A 19,519-nucleotide genomic window follows, 5' to 3' on the forward strand; every position below is an offset into this window, starting at 1 on the left:
CGTGAGACGTCAAGATCCCGCAAGCATCACTCGACAATCAGGCGAAACCAGCGGCAGTCGTAGGGTGCGAGGTCGACCTTGGCGCCGCTCTTCGCCGGCTTCACCGTCCCGCCCGTCAGCAGGTCTTCGAGCACTCCGTCGGCCGGGATGCGCACGGTGATCTCCTCGTCGGCGAAGTTGTGCACGGCGATCACCGAGCCGCCGTCGCAGTCGGCGCGATGGGCGAACACGCGCGGCTCGCCCGTGTCGAGCACCTGGACGGTGCCCCAGGCCAGCTCAGGACACTCCCGGTAGCGCTCGATCATGATCCGCATCCACGCCAGCAGCGAGTCCGGTGCATGCCGCTGCTCCTTCGCGGCCTCCCAGTCCATCGGCACGCGCACCGCCAGCCGGCCCTCCAGCGACAGGTCCTCCACCAGGCCGATCTCCTCGCCGTAGAACAGCACCGGCGTGCCGGGGAGCGTGAACAGCAGGCTGTAGACCATCCGGATGCGGCGCTGGTCGCCGCCCAGCATCGACGGCAGCCGCCGGCGCAGGCCGCGGCCGTAGAGCTGCATCGACGGGTCCGGGCCGAAGGCGTCGAAGACCTCCTGCCGTTCGTCGGTGGGCAGCTTGTCCAGGGTCAGCTCGTCGTGGTTGCGCACGAACGTCGCCCAGTGGCCGTCGCGCGGTGGCTGGGGGCGTTCCTGCAGCGCCTTGACCAGCGGGCCGCTCGACTTCCGGGCCAGTGCCAGGTACATCGCCTGCATGCCGACGAAGTCGAAGCACATCGTCAGCTCGTCGCCGACGCCCTGGCCGTAGAACGCCATCGTGTCCTTGTACGGCAGGTTGACCTCGCCCAACAACACGCCTTCGCCGTTGCGTCGGTTGAGGAACGCGCGGAGGTCGGTGAGGTAGTCGTGCGGGTTCGGCAGCGAGAGGGCGTCCATCGAGTCGTTGTGCTCCAGCAGGAACGGCACGGCGTCGACGCGGAAGCCGCTCAGCCCCAGTTCCATCCAGAAGCCCATGATCCGCGCGATCTCGTCGCGCACGTCGGGGTTGGACACGTTGAGGTCGGGCTGGTGCTTGTAGAAGCGGTGCAGGTAGTACTTGCCGACCTCCTCCGAGTACTCCCAGAGGCTCTTCTCCTTGTCCGGGAACGTGATCCCCTGCGGGCCGTCGGCGGGCGGCTCGTCGGCCCAGACGTACCAGTCGCGCTTCGCCGGGTCGTGGAACCACGGGTGCTGGTCGGAGGTGTGGTTGACGACGAGGTCGGCGATGACGCGCATGCCCCGGTCACGGGCCGCGCGCACGAACTCCACGAAGTCGCCCAGCGAGCCCAGGCGCGAGTCGACGGAGTAGAAGTCGGTGATGTCGTAGCCGTCGTCGCGTTCGGGTGTCGGGTAGAACGGCATCAGCCACACACACGTGACGCCGAGCGTGTGCAGGTGGTCGATGCGTTCGGTGGCACCGCGGAAGCCGTCGGAGGAGAAGGTCTCCACGTCGAGGCAGTAGAGAACGGCGTTCTTCCACCACACGTCAGATGTGCGAATCACCTCGTCACCTCCGGCAGGACGTGCTCGCCAAACGCGTCGATGAACGGCATCAGGTCTTGGCCCACGTGGTGCAGGTAGATCTCGTCGAAGCCCATCGACGCGTAGGAGTGCAACTGCTCCGTGTGCCACTTGAGGTCCGCTGACACGTCGACGACTTCGGCAACTTGGGCCGGCGTGACGTGCTCGGCGACCACGTCGAAGTGCTCGGCCAGTTCCAGGTCCCAGCACACGGGCGGACGGAACACGTTGGTGCGCCACTGCTCGTGCGCGATCGCCAGCGCGGTGTCGTCGTCTGCGGCCCAACTCAGGTGCACCTGCAGATGGAGCTTGCCGCGGCCGCCCGCGTCGCGATACGCGTCCGCGACCTCACGCAGCCGGTCAGGTGGCGCGTTGACGGTGATCAGCCCGTCAGCCCACTCCGCACACCAACGAGCGGTCGCGGGCGACACAGCAGCACCGATTAGCAACGGCACTTCGTCCGGCAACGTCCACAGCCGGGCCCGATCGACCCGCACCAGGCCGTCGTGACTGACCTCCTCGCCCGCGAGCAACGCGCGGATCACGTCGACGCACTCGCGCAGCCGGGCGTTGCGGACGTCCTTGCGCGGCCATCCGTCGCCGGTGATGTGCTCGTTGCTCGCCTCGCCGGTGCCGAGCGCGGCCCAGAACCGGCCGGGGAACATCGCGGCGAGCGTGCCGATCGCCTGGGCGGTGATCGCCGGGTGATAGCGCTGGCCAGGGGCCGTGACCACGCCGAACGGCAGGCTCGTGGCCTGCAGCGCCGCGCCCAGCCAGGACCAGGCGAACCCTGACTCGCCTTGGCGCGAACTCCAGGGTGAGAAGTGGTCGGAGCTCATCGCCGCCCCGAACCCGGCTTCCTCGGCTCTGCGTATCGAGCTGAGCAGGGCGGTGGGGTGGATCTGCTCATGTGACGCATGGACGCCGTAAACGGTCATGCGACTTCAGGTACCCAAAGAGCAGTTCGAAAAAGCGTTGAACCGATCCCGAACGGGGGCCGTGTGTACTGCGACACCCTCGACGCTGAGGAGGAACGGCGATGTTCAACGAGACGCGGATCGGAACCGTCACCGTCGTTGAGTTCATTCGGCCGGACGGCACAGTCGAGTCGATGAACGTCGACCTCCAGTACCGCTCAGACGATCCGCACGCCGTCACGCTGCGGTTTCAGACCAGGGACCAGGAGTCGACCTGGGTGGTCGGGCGGGAGCTGCTCTCCGACGGCCTGCTCTCGCCGGCGGGCATCGGGGACGTGCGACTGCGGCCGCACGACGGGGACGTGCTCGTGCTGGAGCTGTTCACCGAGGACTCGCACGCGGTCTTCCACCTGTCGCACGACGAGCTGAGCCGGTTCCTGGACTCCACCTACGCGGTGGTGCCGGCCGGGCGTGAGGTCCTCGACTTCGAGCTGCTGCTGAAGGACCTGCTCGCCTGAGGTTCAGAGGCGCAACCCGAGGACGAGCTTGTCCGCGGAGTCGATCACGCGAAAGCCGAGGTGTTCCCAGAAGCCGATCGCGTGTGTGTTGTGGTGCCGCACGTGCACATGGACGCCCTTCTCCAGACGTTCGAGCACGGTACGAACCAACGCACCGCCGAACCCCTTGCCCTTCGCGCGTGGCAACAGGTTCGCGTGCATGTGCGCGGGGAAGTCCAGAACCAGGAACGGGTCGACCCGCGCCGGTTCGTGGATGTGTTGCACGACCCGGTTGACGTTCTTCGCCAACGGATACCGCAAGCGCAGGTCAGGCCACCAGTCGCGCTCGCAGCGATCTTCGAAGGCCTCGCTGTCGGACGCCGCGACCGCGTACCCGCAGACCCCCAGGTCGTCCTCCACCACGAACGCCAGGTCAGGCTCGAACGCCACGTACGGACCAACGTAGGCGTGGCCGAGCAGCCGCGGATCGTCGAACAGATGGCGCGCGCCGAGGCCGCCATTGCCCGTGTCGAGGCAGATGTCGTAAAGCGCGTCCAGGTCAGAAGGCTGGTACGCGCGGATCACGTCAGCTCGCGCCGTTCCGTGATGATCACCGGCTCGGCCTCGACGTCGATCACTTCCCCCTCGACGACCTGACCGGCCCCGAAGCGCCGTTCGTGCTCGAACTTCAGCGCGGCCGCCTCCGCCTTGCGCGCGATCCGGCGACTCACGAGCCTGCGCGTGGGCGGGAACAGCAGGAACAGCGCCGCGACATCACTGATGAAGCCCGGCACCATGATCAATGCGCCGGCCGCCGCGATCAGCACGCCGTCGGCCATCTCCTGGTGCGGCTGCCGACGCCGGAAGACGGCCTCGGAGACGGCGGCCATCGTCTGCGCCCCCTGCCGGCGCACCAGCGACAGCCCCACGAGAGTGCCGACCAGCAGCAACGCGATCATCCAGAGCCCGCCGATGGCGTTGCCGACGGCGACCATGACCGCGATCTCGGCGAACATCCCGAGCAGCAGCAGCGCGAAAACAGGCATACCCGCACAACGCGCGAGGGTCCCCAATTGCTCCCGATCAGCCCGCGACCAGGCCTTGATCTGAAATATTTACGGCAAGCTAGCGGTGTGACAGGATATCTTTACGCGACCTCGACGCTGAGGAGTACGGATGACTGCGCTGCACGACGCCCCCACGGCGTTGGAACGGCTGGACCGCCAGCCGTACACGTACGTGCGCCGTGAGCTGGTCGAACCCGACTGGCGGCGCTTCCCGGGCTGGTCCCACGTCACCGAGGCGCAGTGGCGCGACGCCCAGTGGCAGCGGGTGAACTGCGTGAAGAACGTCAAGCAGCTCCGCAAGGTCACCGGCGACCTGCTGACCGAGAAGTTCTACGACGACCTGGCCGCCGACCAGGAGAACTTCGCGACGATGTCGATGCTGATCCCGCCGCAGATGCTCAACACGATGGCGGTCGACGCAGGCTTGACCCCCGCGGAGTTCACCGAGGCCTTCCTGGCCGACCCGGTCCGCCGCTACATGCTGCCGGTGCGCTCCGACCGCGACCCCCGCTGGCCGTCGCACCCGCACTCCCAGCGCGACTCGCTGCACGAGGCCGAGATGTGGGTCGTCGAGGGCCTCACCCACCGCTACCCGACCAAGGTCCTGGCCGAGATGGTGTCGACCTGCCCGCAGTACTGCGGCCACTGCACCCGTATGGACCTGGTCGGCAACTCCACGCCGCTGATCGACAAGCACAAGCTCTCGCTGAAGCCGGTCGACCGCCAAGACCAAATGATCGACTACCTGAAGAAGACCCCCGGCGTGCGCGACGTCGTCGTCTCCGGCGGTGACGTGGCAAACGTGCCGTGGCCGCAACTCGAGTCGTTCCTGATGCGCCTGCTGGACATCGAAACCGTCCGCGACGTCCGCCTGGCCACCAAGGCCCTGGCCGGACTTCCCCAGCACTGGCTCCAGCCGCGCGTGGTCGAAGGCCTGGAACGAGTCGCCCGCACCGCCTCCCGCCGCGGCGTGAACCTGGCGATCCACACCCACGTCAACCACGCCCAGTCCGTGACGCCTCTCGTAGCCGAGGCCGCCCGCACCGCACTGGAAGTAGGCGTGCGCGACGTGCGCAACCAAGGCGTGCTGATGAAGGGCGTCAACGCCACCTCGGACGACCTGCTGGACCTTTGCTTTGCGCTGCAAGGGGAAGCGAACATCCTGCCGTACTACTTCTACATGTGCGACATGATCCCCAACGCGGAGCACTGGAGGGTGTCCGTCTGGGAAGCCCAAGAGCTGCAGCACGCGATCATGGGCTACCTGCCCGGGTATGCGACGCCGCGGATCGTGTGCGACGTGCCGTACGTGGGGAAGCGGTGGGTGCATCAGCTCGCGGAGTACGACCGGGAGCTGGGGATTTCCTACTGGACGAAGAACTACCGGACCGGGATCGAGCTCGAAGACCCGGAGGCGCTCGACCGTCGCTACCCCTACTACGACCCGATCTCCACCCTCGGTGCGGCTGGCCAGAAGTGGTGGTCGGACCAGACCTGACAGGTCACGATGGGGCCGTTCTCGGAGTAACTTCCGAAGGCGGCCCCATCGGCATGTTTTGCCTGTTCAGACCCATCTCGACTCGTTGGGTCTCGACGAGAAGGGGCCCAGAAGGGGCCCAGGAAGTCCATAGTGGACAGCTACCAGAGTCCGCAGTGGACACATTTAGTCAGTCAATGGTCTAGTACGCGGTGACGCTCTCTCCCCTGCCGTCAGACAGGCGCCGTTCCCCTGCGACAGCGATTCCTCCAGGCGGAGCTGGCCAAGTTGCCGAAGTCCGGCGACATCCGACTCGTGGTTGTGGCTGCTGTCCGCGCACCCACCGGCAACGCCCACCCAGCGCCGCCGGCATCACCTTCCTCAACCTCGAAGACGTGCGGCGTGCGACATTCTCGTATCACAGCCTGAACCGCCCACCTGATCTGATGCCCGGCTACGTCATCGATTAACTGACGCATTAGCCACAGTTAAAGTTGCTGCCTTGGCCGGAGAGGTGATAGTCGGAAATCCAGCCGAAATGCTGCGCAAAGCGCACAGCGGACCAGGTGGTGACGCCGTTAACACTGTCGCCGCGCCGGAAGCAGTTGAGGTCAACCCAAGCCTCCCAGGGTACTCGAACAATGGGATCACAGTTGAGGCCAGGGCCGGTCCGCATCTGAACTCCGAGAGGGAATCTCGGATCCTTGTTGACCGTTTGCGCAATGCGCGTGTCCTTGTCAGGTGCACTTGGTCCGCATGGAACTGCCGCGACAGCGGGCGAGGCAGTAAAAATCGATGCGCCAGTCGTGGCCAGCATGAAAGCAGCAAGTCCGGCACCGAACTTGCGCAGGCGCGTACCCATAAATCCTCCCATGGTCGTACATTTCTACGCACGACACATTGCGTAGACTATGCAAATTTCACGTGTTCCGCTTCCTCGCAGAGCTTCGATTCATGTCGATTCCACTCAGCAGAGCGATGATTTCACGCGGTAATAGGCCGGTACGCTCGGGTAGATGTAGTACACGCCCTGTTCGCGACGGAAGTACACCGACGCGTACGACCCGTCGTACTCGACGATCAACGGATCCGCAGTGATCCTCAGGTTGTTGTCGGCCCTACTGAACGTGTTCACTCCGACCCGTCCGTCCGCTCTGAGCTGCCGATCGCCCTGCCAGCGCTTGGTGGCTGCCTCAGTTCGCGGGCCGAACTCACAGTCCACCTCGCCGGCTCCGAGGTAGCCGTCCGCGTAGAGAACCAACTGCCACAGACCGCTCGCGTTGCTGTTCGGGAAAGTGTTGCGAGCGAGCTCCCCCTCGTCGCCCCAGTCATCGGTGACGGTGTCGAAACCCGAGATGTAGCCCTGGTTCACCGATGCGTTCGCGGGCACGGCACCGGCCGCCAGGACCAAGCTCGCCGCCAGCACCGCCGCACGCCCTGCCCCTGAACCGGAAATACGATCTTTCCTTCGCACTTCATCCCCCTCCTGAGTAACGGCGGCGGCAACTCCTCCTGCCGTCCGTCCAGTCGGCGCAACCGGATCCATCGCCCTTGCGGGAACCGCGGGTTGATCATTCGAATCGTTCCCGTCTCCTTGGAATTCCGGAGCGTGGACCGCGTTTGCACTCTTCCTGCCGTGAGCATGGGGGCGCGGCGTCAAGAGAACACCTCAGGAACGTGGAATTTGCTGATAGGAGCGCTTGTGCCGAATCGGTGCCGATCTTGTGGAAATTCCGGCAGGGTGTAGTCACCGGGGCGTCGGCGACGGGGGGCGTGATGGTGGAGCTTCGGTTGCTGGGGGATGTCGGAGCTTGGAGCGGAGATCGGCGTGTGGAGGTGGGGCACGCGCGGCAGCGGTGTGTGTTCGCGGTGCTGGCGGTGGAGGCTAACCGGGTCGTCGCGGTGGAGCAGTTGCTCGAGCGTGTGTGGACAGAGGATCTGCCGCACCGGGGTCGGCAGGTCCTGCGGAACTATCTCTCCCGGCTGAGACTATTGCTCTCACCGGAAGGCATCGGGATCGAGCGCCGACCCAACGGCTACGTGCTGCTCGCCGACCCGGATGTCGTTGACCTGCACCGGTTCCGCCGTCTGGTCATCCGTGCACGTCGAGCAGATGACGTGCAGGCTCTCAGCTTGTTCGACCAGGCCATGGTGCTGTGGCAGGGTGAGCCGTTCACCGGTCTGGACACCCCTTGGCTGGCTGCGGTGCGGACCGGACTCGAACGGGAACGCATCGCCGCCCAGCTCGACCGCGTCGATGTCGCGTTGCGCTGCGGCCAGCACACCGAGATCCTGCCCGAACTGTTCGCACTGGCGGAACTGGAAGATGTGAACGAACGCGTCGCCGCCCAGTTCATGCTGGCCCTGCACCGCGCCGGACGCACCACCGACGCGCTGGCCCACTACCGGCAACTGCACGCCCGGTACGCGCCTGCCCGAACTGGCGGTTGCCCCGAGCCTCTGAGCGCTCCGGACCAGAACATGACGCCACACCCGTGGTCCGACCAGACCTGACAGGCGAACTCCTCGCGCGGGGATCGTGTTGAGCGGTGTCGACGCAAACCGGCACTGCTCAACACGACCGGTCGATCAGGACCGTGGACGGTGAACAACACCCTCTGAACACTGTTCGCCGGGATCAATCCGAGGGATCACTGATGCCACGCGAAGCCGTGCCGCGTCAGCGGGTGAGGACCGGCGACCCCAGCGCGGCGTTCGGCAGCACGCGCTTCTCGCCACTCGTGGCGTCCACTCCCGCCTGCAACGGCCCGACCAAATGGCGCCGGCGCATAGATCCGGATCTTCAACCGTTGCACGTCGGTGACGTCGATGGACACTGCAGGCGCGGCTCTTCTCCGCCGCCTCACCCGCGGCAGCCCCGACAACCGCGGGGTGAGCACATCGCTGTTGATCAGCCATCCGGCGCAGTCACCGACCCAGACCCACCCCCAGGCGACACCTTTCCCGTGGACCGGGCGGCTGATTACCAACACCACGACGGTGTCGCCGTCACCGTTGACCGGTACCGCCGAGAGCAGTCCGCCCGTCCCGTCCGATCCTCGGCGAGCAACCGGGGCCGCCGCTTGGGCCACGCCGGATTGACCCGAATGTTGAACAGTTGATTATTTACACGGGAAGAAGAAGGCCGTGAACAATAGCCCAAATAATATCTTTCGAAAGATGACGACCTCACTTCTCGACCTCTGCTAAAACAGAAGAAAGGCCACGAACAAGAAGTACCTTGGATCACATCCTCCAGAAGCGGGAGAGATCATGGGCGACACCATCAGGCGAAGCGCTGCTATCACACTGGGCGCGACCTCTGCCATATCCGGAATCGTCTTCCAAAATTCAGTGGTGGTTCTTCAGTGATCCTGTCCGGCGTCAGGATGTTCCGGGTCACCTGAGTCAGCAATAGCGATGACGCGGTCCACCTGCGGCGCGTCCGCCGCTTGCGTCCTTTATCAGATCCCATCAAACACAGCACAAGGTGAATATCACATGAAATCTCTCACAGTGTTCTTCTCCGCCGTGGCGGTCGCGATCTGTCTGGCAGGGTTCGGTGCGACGGCAGCCTCCGCCGCGCCATCCGGTCCCGACGCCCCGGCTTCCATCAGCGCCGTGTCCCCTGACCAGTGGGTCTTCACCGGATTCTACGAATCCTGGCTCGCCTGTCAGGAGGACGGCATCGAAGGCACGATCTTCACCGCTGCGGACGACTACCGCTGCGACACCGTGCACAACCCCAACGGCAGCACCAAGGGGTGGAACCTTTTCCTGCATTTCCCCTGATCGACGACATGGCTCGCCGGAACGAGCGGTCACGTGAAGGCCATCGCGTTCACTCGTGTTCGCCGGACTGAACCGGGCTGAGAACAGACATAAAGGGAAGCCCTCGCTGAACCGCTCCCTGACAGTTGGACTGAGAATCCAGGTCCGACTGTCGGGGAGCGGTGTGGTGCAGTCAGGACCAGTTGGACGGGACGTCCGAACTGCTCTTCGATTCGGTTCACCAGGTCGAGATGCCGTCGTGGCACACCGATCGTGTCGTGCTGTTGGGAGACGCCGCATGGTGTCTCACCCTCTATTCGGGCATGGGCGCCTCAGCGGGGCTCGTCGGCGCCGAGCAACCAGGGCATCGCGTGGATCCGCCGCTGGGTCATGCGGTGGAGCGGGAAGCGCATCACCAACCGTCAAGCAGTCGCTGCCCCTCGTCGGGAAATGAGAGCGTGTCGCGGAGCAAGGTGCCGCGTCAGCGGGTGACGACCGGTGAACCCAGCGCGGCGTTCGGGAGCACGCGCTTCTCGCCACTCGTGGCGTCCACTCCCGCCTGCAACGGCCCGACCAGTGGCGCCGGCGCGTACATCCGGATCTTCAACCGTTGCACGCCGGTGACGTCGATCGACACGTCCTGCGATTTACCCACGCGCGCCACGACCGTCGTCACCTTGCCGTCCGCCTCGATCTCGAACTTCGTCGGCTCGTCGGCCCCGGTGCTCACGATGCCCGCCCTCGCGTGGAACCGGGTGTAGTTGCCACCGAGCGGCACCTCGTACGTGGCGGGCGACTTTCCGTCGCAGTAGAGGGAACAGTGGTAATGCAGGCTGTTGTGATAGGGCGTGCCGTCGATGTCGACGTCGGCGAACGAGAGGTCAATGTTGTTGCTGCCGTTGACGAGCGGCAGCTCGGACAGAAGTGTCCGTTGCGGCGCGGGCGGCAGCGTGGCCGAGCGCGTTGTTGTCGTCGTAGGTTCAGCCCGCGTCGGATCCTGAGGCGTAGCAACCGTCGTCGCGATGGTTGTGGTCGTGGTGGGTGCCGACCGGTCGTCGTTCTCGCCGGAGGACGACGAGGCGAGCCAGATGATCACACCGATGACCGTTGGCACGCCGAGGAACCCCAGTATCTGCAGCACGTCGGCGGTGCGGCCGATACGGGTCCACAACGACTCGTCGCGGTCATCCGTCATACGACTGATTTTCCCTTAGCGCAGCGCATGCTCGCGAACTCTTCTGACTGCAAGTGGTGCGCCGCCACAGAACAGCACGTCGGCGCGTGGATCGACATCAGGCCACGTTCTGAGACCCTGGTTCGCCACACGTCGGCCAGACTTGTCAAGCGTTCCGGTTCCGTGACCGTCTGCGCACCAGGAACACGAGTGCGATCAGCAGCGCGAGCGCGCCGGCCGCGGAGAACCACCACAACGGCCCAAAACTCGACGCGGCCTGCCGTGTCGTGGCATCAGGCCCGGTCGTGTCGGACTGGCCTGTCAGGACGACGTCGTTGCCGTCGCCGCCGTGGTAGGTGAGCCTGAGCGCGCCGACTGCCGCTCCCTCGGGCAGGCCGTCGAAGGTGCCACTGACCTGGGCGGTGCCCTGGTTGTCGATGATCACGCCGGAGCCGTGTGCGGGGTCTGGTGTGAAGGTGCCCGCGAGCGTCACCTCGCCGGTGACGCTCATCCGGGTCGCGGTCAGACGTGCGCCGGGCCGCTGGGTGTAGGCGCCGCGCACGGTCAGGCCGGTGGCGTCAACCATCCCAGCGTTGTCCACCGCGCCCTCCACCGTGCCGGTTGCCCGCAAGGTGCCGGCGGGCTCCACGGTGAGCTGCCGCGCCTGTACGGGCCCGGCCAGCGCGAGCGTTCCCTCCCGGACCGTCCAGGCGGCGTTCGGGGTCGCGTGCGCGCCGGTCAACGTGAGCGACTCGGGACCGGTCTTGGTGATGCCTTCAGCGGCGGTCATGGCGCCGCCGAACGTCGTCGCGACCGTGGTGTGGACGGTCAGGATGCGGCCGGCCGCCACCGTGCTGCCCTCGGCGCCGGAGAGGTTGTTGATCGTCTGGTCGCCGGCCTGGGTGAGGTCCAGCTTCGTCCCCGACGCGGGCAGGTCGACCGCAGTGCTCGTGGCGAGGGTGCCGCCGGTGACCGCTAGCGTGCCCGCCTTCACCGTGGTCCTGCCCGTGTAGGTGAGGTCGCCGGTCAGAGTGGTGGTGGCGGGGCCGGCCTGGGTCACCGAACCCTTGCCGCTGATCCGGGCGAGTTCGACGCCCTTGGTGGCGTTCTGCACGATCAGCTCACCGTTGTCGACGATCTTGCCGGTCCGCAGCAGCGAACTGTCGCCCTGCGGGCTGCCGTCGCCCAGCCGCAGCGACGCGCCGTCGCCGATCGTCGTGTTGCCGTCGTAGTTCTGCGGCGCGGTGAAGGTGACCGCGTTGCCTCGGGTCGGTGCGATGACGACGTCGCCGCGGCCGACCTCCGCCATCGTGTCGTGGTACTTGCCGCCGGAGATTGGTGCGTCCAGGGTGACCGGGCCGTTGTAGTCGAACGTCAGCACGCTGCGGGTGCCGTTGCGCTCCGCGTGCATGTTGATGTAGACGGTGTTTTCGTTGCCCGGCAGGAAGAAGCGGTTGTGTTTGCCGTCGCCCCAGGTCACCGTGGCGCCCTCGATGTTGATGCCGCGCTTGTTGTCGCGGTGTGGCACGGTGGCGAAGTTCCTGGACGGGTCGCTCAGCGCGGGATCGGTGTCCGAGCCGTTGTCGGACCAGCTGTACACACCCGACATGCGCACCACGCCGGAGCCCCAGGTGTGGAAGTTGATGTCGTTGCCGTAGAACTGCGAGTAGATGTCGGCGGCGTCGCTGACCACCTCGCCGTCCGGTGCGTTGTGGATGAACGAACCCTGGTTGACCACCTTGCGCACATGCGGCATGGCGGTGAGGTAGTGCAGGCTGCCGTAGTCCGCGCCGGTGCCGACGTAGAGCGTGCCCGAGAACGGGTGCGTGCCCGGCAGGTCGATGCCCGGCCAGGTGCTCCTTCGTTGCTTGACGAGGCCGGATCCGCTGATGACGCCCAGGTTCAGCCGCCGATGCACAGCCAGGTCCAGGGTGCCGTCGATCTGGTGGTTGAGCGTGTTCAGCGACACCTCGGGCGCCTGGGTGACATGCCCGATGACGCCGTCGCCGCCCGATCCGTCGCCGTACTGGAGGGTCGCGCCGCGCTGCACGATCACGGCGGGCGGGTCGGGGTTCTCGATCGTGGTCACCGGATGGTTGCCACCCACGGTGACGATCTTCTGCTGACGGCGGTCCCGCGGCAGGGCGAAGTCGCTGTTCTTCACCAGTACCAAGGTGCCCGTTCCGCCGACGGTGAAGACGCCTTCGCCGGTGATCACGCCCGTGTAGGTGGTGACGCCACCGGTGAGCCGCACGACCGCGTCCCCGCTCAGCGTGACGTTCCGGTTCGCGCGGATGTCGGCGGTGACGTCCTTGCTGCCCGGTTGTGCGATCGCCCCCGGCGAGCTGAGGATCGCGAGGAGGATCGCGGTCAGCGCGGCCGAAATCCGGCCACCATCACGCCGTGCGCGCACGAGTTCGACTCCACGATGTTAGCGTTCACATTCTTGGACGCGCTAAGTGTTCGTGGCGGTCGCGGCCATGTCAATCGCGGACAGGACGTTCCCGTGTCCAGCCAACACGCAGGACGCCTGTCTCTGCCGCAGGACGTCGTCGGCGAACTCTGCCGACGAAGTCGGTCACGTCGCGGGCACCTGTTGATTCCGTCAGAAGCCGGGGAAAACGCGGCGCAGGTCGTCGAGCGTGACGCTGCCCTCGACGGTGACGCCGTTGTCGTACGGTGCCTTGAGACGGCCGCTGACCAGACGGACGAACGCTTCCTGCGGCCCGTCGAACGTCGCGGACGGTGACTCGAGGTGGTCCACCACGGTGACCGCGTCGTCGATCACCAGGCCGGCGCCGGGAATCGCGACGGACACGGGGGCCGCGAGCTCGGCCGGCTTCGCGAGGAAGCCCAGCATGAAACCCAGGGGCCCGGCCAGGAGGTCGACGAGCACTGCGGCCGAGTCGGCGTTCACTCCGGCGTGCGGGTCGAGCGCTACGCGCACGTCCCACGAGTGGTTGGCCACCTCGTTGAGCCGCATGCCCAGCGCGGTCAGCAGCGGGACCGGCTCCGGCAGGAAGCCCAGGTCGACGGTCAGCGACGAGCGCTGCTCGGGCGTGAGCGCCTCGACCGTGTCGAGCCAGCGGCCGTCGTGCTCCAGGAAGCCCTCGGCCTGCGCGCGCGGCGCGGACGCGTCCCAGCGGGCCCAGATCGTCTGGTTGTCCTCAGCCGCCACGGTCTCTCCGGCGGCCCGGGCGACCGGGGCACGGCCGATCTCCGCGCCGCTGCCGAGGTGGGACAGAGCTTGGGCGACGGTCCACTCCGCGGCGCCGCTGGTGAAGGCCAGCTGATGATCGGTGAGGGTGCGGACGAGACCGGCGAGCGTGTCATGCTCGGCACGGAGGACGGCGATCGTGCGGTCCACGAGTTGACTCATGCCATCCCCAACCCCCGAACCCACGCATGTGTTCCGAGTGCGGCGACAACACCTCGCCCACGTCAAGGTCAGACACCGCCGCAAAAGCGCATTTGTGGAGGCTCTGGCGAACGCCGGGCTGTGAACCACCGGATGACGTCAGCTCAACAGCTCAACCTCGTCGATCAGGCTCAGCACCACCTCGGGAGACACACGAGCCAGCTCGTCAAGGCAGTCCAGCCAGTCGTCGCTCAGCACAACGGCTTCCCCCAGAAGGCTCCGAGCCTGAACGGGTTCGACCGCCCGCGCCACCAGCAGCAGCGCACTGGCTCGCCCACCGCGATCGTCAACTGAACGGGCAATGGCCTCCGCCTTCACCAGGTCTCCGGTGTCGACCGCTACCCGCACGAGCGCATTCAACTCATTGGAGCGACTGTAGGTGCTGAGATTCTGCCTTGCCGCGTCCTCGGCTCGGTCGAGCAGTTCGGCGGCACCAGCCGCGTCACCCATCACGAACTTCGCCTCGACCAGACAAGCGCTTTCGAACGCCGGCAGTTCATCCGTCTCCAGAGTTCGCTCAACGATTTTCGCCACCAGATCATGATCGGCCTGGCGGGCCAGGAGCGGTGTGATCCACGCCAACGCGTGTGTCCGTTCCGGCGATTCGCCGATGTCGTCGATCAACGCCAGAGCTCGCTCGATGTTGCCCACAGCCGCCATCGCACGAGCGACGTCCTTCCGGGAATATCGGTACCGGATCGGCTGTCTGTCAGCTTGCGCAACCAGTTCCAGGGCAAGCGCACGATCACCGACTTCCACTGCGACCTCGGCGAGCTCGGCGAGATGGGTTGCCGCTGTCTCAGGCTGTGGATCAGATCGAGCTTCCTCTACCGCACGCCTGAGCAGGACCTCGATCCCGTTCGCGGCAGACGTGCGTCGCAGGCCCTGCACCGCGGCGATCAACGTCCGGAAGCGCGACGACCTGTCCGAATCCCGATCGATCCGTGCGAGCACCCTGTCGTACCTGCCCACCACCCCGGCCGCCGTGGCAAAGGCGGGCAAGGCCATCAGACGTCGCTGAGTGCGTTCCACCACCTGCAACAGCTTGTCGGCATGGTCGAAAAGTTCGTTTGCCACGAGGTGTGCGCCGCTCAAAGCCGCCGCTCTGGCCAGCGAGGCCCGCACTTCCACTTGACGGTCGACGTCCGCGGATCCTCGCGCGGTCACCTCCGCCAGCCTGAGCAGCTCAACCGCACGAGGATGGTTGCCGGCTTTGGCGACGACACGCGCCAGCCACGTGAAGCCCTCCGACCGGCCACCCGCGCTGCCAAGCGACTGCATGGCAGCGGCGGCTCGATCGAAGCGGCCGTGACCGGCCGCGGCGTCCGCGATGGCGCGCCACGCCGCATCTCGCTCGTCCAGATCGGCGATGGCCTCGGCAAGCTGCTCGGCGCGAGCGAAATCGGTGCTGTGCGCCAGTAGGTGTTCGATTCGCAGTCTCGCTACTTGACTCGCCCTGAACAAGGTCGGATACGACGCGACCAGGTCGTCGAGCAGGTCGAAGAAGCCGGCTCTGCCGGCCATGTCCACCACCGAAGTGAACGCATGTGCGTGCGGCCGCATTGTGCTGACAGCGGCCAAGTCGAGGACGCGACGTACTCCGGGGCGGTCGCCCAGCTCGATCATGCCCTCGGCGACGTAGGTAGGCACTCGGTGCCAGCTCAGCCCTGGACCTACCCGAATCGCATGTCTTTCGGCCTCACCGAGCAGCTCGGCAGCATGCTCGCGATCACCACAGGCGATGAGCCCTCTCGCCACCCGAGCGAGCAGGTATGCCCGATTGTCGGCGTTCTCGACGTCGCGCACCTGTTCCTCAACAGCAGCCAACATGCCGCTGACGTAGTCCCTGCCGAACAACGAGGGGTGCTGAGCCACGGCGGAGCTGATCAGATCGACCTTCTCCTCCAAGTCCCCCACGTCCTCCCAAGCAGCGAATGTGACTGCCACGAAATCCAGCAGCTGCGCGTCCTCACCGCGCACTCCTGCCACAGCCGCCGTCTCGATCACCTTTTGCACCAGTGCACCTCGTGCTCCGCCGAGCAGGGTCAGCGAAGCCAACTGCGGCACTTCCGCGAAACGACCGAGGTGGACGGCGGCGCACGCAACCTGGGTCAGAGCCCTGCTGGCGTGGTAGGGCTCAGGCATGGCGCCGACCGTGGCGATGGCCTCGTCCAAGAGCTCGTTCGCCCGATCCGGATCACCCGTCTCCGCCACCGCCATCGCCAGCAGTGCCACCGCCTCGCACTGCTCACTCAGGTACGTGAAGGAGTGGGCGAGCGCGACTCCCCTGTTCGGCTTGCCCACCAGGCCCCAGACGGCGGGAAGGCCGACCGGAATGTTGCTGTTGCGGCGGGTCAGGCAGTCCCGATGTACGGCGAGACGGGCGAGGGCCAGCAGGTCGACAGGGGCACGACCGAGCAACACGGCCTGGGCGGTGCTGATTTCGGCGAGTGCCGCGGTGTCGCCTCCGGACAGGTCGAGCATCCTGTTCTGACGTGCCTTGTCGGTGGTCAGCTCAACGACCCGGTCGAGGTCGTCGTTCGCCACCAGCATCCTGTGGTAGCCGCGCAACAGGTACTCCGGCGTGTCCTCCGGCCAGGCCCGGTCACGGTAACCGTCCGCCCAGGCGTGCAGCCTTTCCAGATAGCCACCGAGGTGGCGTTCGAGCATCTCCGTCGCGGTGACCTGCAGTTCCTCGTGAGCGAGCAGGAACACGTCGACCGACTCGCCTGGCCGGTAGTGGCTGTCGCGCCGGGTGAAACTTCGTCCGGTGACCGTCACGAAGTGATCGTCGACCTCCCATGCCGCCAAGCCGGTCAGCTCGGCGATGTCCTGAGCGGTCAGGCCACCGCCCGCCGCGGTCAGCAGTCCCAGCAGGTCGCGGCCAGTCTCAGGACCGTGCAGCAGCTGCTTCAGTTCCGCCTTCATGTCGTCACGGAAAGCGCGCGCCGCAGACGACACGGCCAGCCGCCGAGTGGTGGCGGGGAATCGCAGCGGATGGTGGCGCGGCACGTCTGAAGGAATCGGTGGATCGGGACGCCCCGCCACGACCACCCGCATCCCAGCCGGCAGGGAGACCGGCAGGGTGGCGGCGATGCTGTGCGCCTGCGGTCCCACGGTGACGCTGCGGTCTTCGTCCAGTCCGTCGATCACCAGCACCAACGTCTCGCCGCGTGCCGCGCAGGCCTCGGCAGCCTCTTCGAGCAACCCCAGCAGGTGGGCCTCGCGGTTGGACTCGGTGAGGTACCCCGGCATCTGCTGACCGAGCAGAGTGACGAGCTGCTCGAGCACGTTCTCGACGTACGCGACCCGGTCGCTCTGCCCCGCCAGTCGCGCGGTGATGAAGAACGACACGATGCGCACACCGGGAGGAGGGTTCAGCACGAACCACGACATCAACGCCGACTTGCCGGACCACGCCGGTGCCCGCCACCACCGGTACCGACCCGCGGCCTCCGGCGAGGAGCAGAACGCCGCGAGCTCGGCCAGTTCCGCCTCCCGCCCCACCAGGTGCGCAGGAGCGAGGCGGCGGATCTGCTGGCTGTAACGGGTGCGCACCGGAGCCCCGGTGTGCAGGTTGACGTCACCGATGTGCACACCGGTGTTGGCGTAGCCCTGGGAAGCGCTGGCGTTGCCGCTGCGGGAAACGCGGGCGCTGTCAGTCGAACCCCACACCACAGGTCACCACCAACACCACACGAGCCATGGCACACATGATGACCCATTCCGCGGCGGAGCAGACGCCTACGTGAGCTCCAGCAGCCCCCGCCGCACCGCCTCGGAGACAGCCGCCGCCCGGTTGTCGGCGCCCAATTTCCGGTAGATGCGCACCAGATGTGTCTTGATGGTCGCCTCGCTGAGGAACAGCGACTGCGCGATGGAACGGTTGCTGTGGCCGTCGGCCATCAACCGGATGACTTCCTTCTCGCGCTCGCTCAACTCCGCCGGCGGGGTGACCACTCGGCCGACGAGGTGTCCGACGACCTCCGACGCGAGGCCGATGCCGCCGGCCGCTGCCTCGCGCACCGCTTGGAAGAGTTCCTCGGGTGGTCCCGCCTTCAGCACGTAGCCGCGTGCGCCCGCCTGCAGCGCGCGCACGACGTCCGCGTGTCCGGAGTAGCTGGTCAGCATCACCACGGCGGTGCCGGGCAGGTCGGCGGTCAGCGCGCGGACCGCCTCCACTCCGTCGATGCCGTGGTCCGGGCTTCCGAACCGCAGGTCCATCAGCACGACGTCGGGGGTGAGGTCCTTGGCGACGCGGACGGCTTCCTCGCCGCTGCCCGCCTCGGCGACCACGTCGAAGCCGGGTTCGCCGTCCAGCAGCGCGCGCAGGCCGGCCCGCACGACCACGTGGTCGTCGGCGATCAGCAGGCGCAACGGGTCGGCGGTCATGAGACGGCTGCCGCGAGGCGCACGGGGACGGCGGCCACGATTCGGGTGCCTCGGCCCGGTGCGCTGTCGACGTCGAGGGCTCCCCCGCACTCGAGCAGCCTGGTCTGGGCCGAGCGCAGGCCGAAGCCCCGGCCCGAACGCGTCACTTCGCTGGTGCGGTCGAAGCCCACGCCGTTGTCGCGCACTTCCAGTTCGACGCGTTCCTGGCGTTCGCGCAGGGTCATGGTCACGGTGGTGGCGTGCGCATGTTCGCGGATGTTGGCCAGCGCGCTCTGGGCCACGCGGAACAACGTCGTCGCGACCTGCTCGTCGAGGTCGGTGTGGTGGGGCTCCACGGCGCGGAACTCCACGCGCTCGGCCGTCTCGTGCTGCTGCGCGCGGTCGCACAGCAGCCGCAACGCGCCCGCGAGGCCGGTCTCGGTGATCACGGACGGGGTGAGGTCCGTGATGATGCGCCTGGTCTCGGCGAGGCTCGCGCTCAGGCCGTCCGCGACCATCCGGACACGGGTGCGGGCGACGTCCGGCTGCCGTTCCCAGTTGCGCTCGGCCGCCTGCAACAGCATCACGCCGCCGGAGAGGTCCTGGGCGAGCGTGTCGTGCAGGTCTCTGGCGATGCGGGCGCGTTCCTCCAGCACACCCGCGCGGCGCTGCTCCTGGGCCAGCACGTCGCGCGTGCCGCGCAGCTCCTCCACGAGGCGCTGCCGTTCCTCGGCGTCCCGCTGCTGCGCCCGGTACAGGCCCACGACGCCCCAGACGGCCGCCACGGGGATCAGCACGACCTCGAAGTCGAACCGGCCGGTGGCCCAGATCAGCTGACCGACCAGCACGGCGGTGATCGCGCTCACCGCGACCACAGCTCCACGGCGGCCGAGCACCCGCAGGACCGCGCACGCCAGCGGCACGGCGCACCAGACATAGGCGACGGTCAGGAACGACGGGTTGCGAGCGAGAAGTGCGGCCCACAGCAGGATCAGTGCCGCGGCCCAGCCGTGCCTCGCCACCGCGCCCAGCCTGGATCGCAGCGCCAGGCCCGCGGCGTACACCGTGGCGAGCGCCGAGCTGATGGCCACTATCTGCCAGCACAGCGCGATGTTGAGCCTGGCGAGCCGTACCGTCGCCGCGCACACGACGACGAAGAACAGGAGGTGCGGGAGGTGTGTCAGCACCATCCGGCCTCGGGGTGCCGACAGGACGTACCGGACAAACCCGCGGTCGGACAAGGCAAACCCCCGGGAATTGACACTCCACTTAGG

Annotated in this window: 16 protein-coding genes; 4 read left to right on the plus strand and 12 right to left on the minus strand. The window is 66.9% G+C overall.

Going from position 1 to position 19,519, the window contains the following annotated elements; translation table 11 throughout:
• Nucleotides 1-26: 26 nt before the first annotated feature.
• Nucleotides 27-1,535 carry an alpha-amylase family protein gene (locus tag G7043_RS43990; RefSeq protein WP_313888392.1) on the minus strand — a complete coding sequence of 503 codons (1,509 nt, stop codon included), beginning with the start codon at nucleotides 1,533-1,535 and terminating at the stop codon, nucleotides 27-29.
• Nucleotides 1,532-2,491 (minus strand): TIGR03885 family FMN-dependent LLM class oxidoreductase, encoded by a 960-nt coding sequence (locus G7043_RS43995; RefSeq protein ID WP_166055033.1) that lies wholly within the window; start codon nucleotides 2,489-2,491, stop codon nucleotides 1,532-1,534. Before G7043_RS43995 ends, G7043_RS43990 begins: the two co-directional genes overlap by 4 nt.
• Nucleotides 2,492-2,592: 101 nt before the next feature.
• Here G7043_RS43995 and G7043_RS44000 point away from each other — a divergent pair, with 101 nt between their 5' ends.
• The gene (locus tag G7043_RS44000) at nucleotides 2,593-2,988 is read left to right on the plus strand and encodes an SsgA family sporulation/cell division regulator (RefSeq protein ID WP_166055035.1); all 396 of its coding nucleotides are present in this window, start codon (nucleotides 2,593-2,595) and stop codon (nucleotides 2,986-2,988) included.
• A 3-nt stretch (nucleotides 2,989-2,991) separates the two neighbouring features.
• Here G7043_RS44000 and G7043_RS50250 read toward each other — a convergent pair whose 3' ends face one another.
• On the minus strand, nucleotides 2,992-3,552 hold the full coding sequence (locus G7043_RS50250; RefSeq protein ID WP_166055037.1) for a GNAT family N-acetyltransferase: 561 nt from the start codon (nucleotides 3,550-3,552) through the stop codon (nucleotides 2,992-2,994).
• Complete coding sequence (locus tag G7043_RS44010; protein WP_166055039.1) at nucleotides 3,549-4,013, minus strand: FxsA family protein; 465 nt, start codon at nucleotides 4,011-4,013, stop codon at nucleotides 3,549-3,551. The genes G7043_RS50250 and G7043_RS44010 overlap by 4 nt, the downstream gene beginning before the upstream one ends.
• A 130-nt stretch (nucleotides 4,014-4,143) precedes the next feature.
• Between G7043_RS44010 and G7043_RS44015 the strand changes: the two genes are divergently transcribed.
• A complete protein-coding gene (locus tag G7043_RS44015; RefSeq protein ID WP_166055041.1) occupies nucleotides 4,144-5,532 on the plus strand; it encodes a KamA family radical SAM protein in 1,389 nt (462 codons plus the stop codon).
• 457 nt (nucleotides 5,533-5,989) lie between these two features.
• On the opposite strand, the gene G7043_RS44020 is transcribed toward G7043_RS44015, so the two are convergent.
• Together G7043_RS44020 and G7043_RS44025 are read right to left on the minus strand one after the other, a co-directional pair.
• Nucleotides 5,990-6,373 carry a hypothetical protein gene (locus G7043_RS44020; protein WP_166055043.1) on the minus strand — a complete coding sequence of 128 codons (384 nt, stop codon included), beginning with the start codon at nucleotides 6,371-6,373 and terminating at the stop codon, nucleotides 5,990-5,992.
• 105 nt (nucleotides 6,374-6,478) lie between these two features.
• Complete coding sequence (locus G7043_RS44025) at nucleotides 6,479-7,057, minus strand: peptidoglycan-binding domain-containing protein (RefSeq protein ID WP_166055045.1); 579 nt, start codon at nucleotides 7,055-7,057, stop codon at nucleotides 6,479-6,481.
• Between the two features lie 314 nt (nucleotides 7,058-7,371).
• Here G7043_RS44025 and G7043_RS44030 point away from each other — a divergent pair, with 314 nt between their 5' ends.
• Complete coding sequence (locus G7043_RS44030; RefSeq protein ID WP_166055047.1) at nucleotides 7,372-8,025, plus strand: AfsR/SARP family transcriptional regulator; 654 nt, start codon at nucleotides 7,372-7,374, stop codon at nucleotides 8,023-8,025.
• Between the two features lie 987 nt (nucleotides 8,026-9,012).
• Nucleotides 9,013-9,303: a hypothetical protein gene (locus G7043_RS44035; protein WP_166055049.1), complete on the plus strand. Its 291-nt coding sequence runs from the start codon at nucleotides 9,013-9,015 to the stop codon at nucleotides 9,301-9,303.
• Between the two features lie 460 nt (nucleotides 9,304-9,763).
• Here the strand turns inward: G7043_RS44035 and G7043_RS44040 are convergent, their stop codons facing one another.
• The 6 genes from G7043_RS44040 to G7043_RS44065 form a co-directional block, all read right to left on the minus strand.
• Complete coding sequence (locus G7043_RS44040) at nucleotides 9,764-10,477, minus strand: NPCBM/NEW2 domain-containing protein (protein WP_166055051.1); 714 nt, start codon at nucleotides 10,475-10,477, stop codon at nucleotides 9,764-9,766.
• Between the two features lie 145 nt (nucleotides 10,478-10,622).
• A complete protein-coding gene (locus G7043_RS44045) occupies nucleotides 10,623-12,869 on the minus strand; it encodes an autotransporter-associated beta strand repeat-containing protein (protein ID WP_313888393.1) in 2,247 nt (748 codons plus the stop codon).
• A 192-nt stretch (nucleotides 12,870-13,061) separates the two neighbouring features.
• Nucleotides 13,062-13,835, minus strand: a complete 774-nt coding sequence (locus G7043_RS44050) for a maleylpyruvate isomerase family mycothiol-dependent enzyme (protein ID WP_166055053.1) — start codon at nucleotides 13,833-13,835, stop codon at nucleotides 13,062-13,064.
• 138 nt (nucleotides 13,836-13,973) lie between these two features.
• Nucleotides 13,974-17,549 (minus strand): hypothetical protein, encoded by a 3,576-nt coding sequence (locus G7043_RS44055; protein ID WP_166055055.1) that lies wholly within the window; start codon nucleotides 17,547-17,549, stop codon nucleotides 13,974-13,976.
• A gap of 69 nt (nucleotides 17,550-17,618) precedes the next feature.
• Complete coding sequence (locus G7043_RS44060; RefSeq protein WP_166055057.1) at nucleotides 17,619-18,266, minus strand: response regulator; 648 nt, start codon at nucleotides 18,264-18,266, stop codon at nucleotides 17,619-17,621.
• The gene (locus tag G7043_RS44065; RefSeq protein ID WP_166055059.1) at nucleotides 18,263-19,435 is read right to left on the minus strand and encodes a sensor histidine kinase; all 1,173 of its coding nucleotides are present in this window, start codon (nucleotides 19,433-19,435) and stop codon (nucleotides 18,263-18,265) included. Before G7043_RS44065 ends, G7043_RS44060 begins: the two co-directional genes overlap by 4 nt.
• Between the last annotated feature and the right edge of the window lie 84 nt (nucleotides 19,436-19,519).

The sequence above is a fragment of the Lentzea alba genome (assembly GCF_011067745.1).
GTDB classification, from domain to species: domain Bacteria; phylum Actinomycetota; class Actinomycetes; order Mycobacteriales; family Pseudonocardiaceae; genus Lentzea; species Lentzea alba.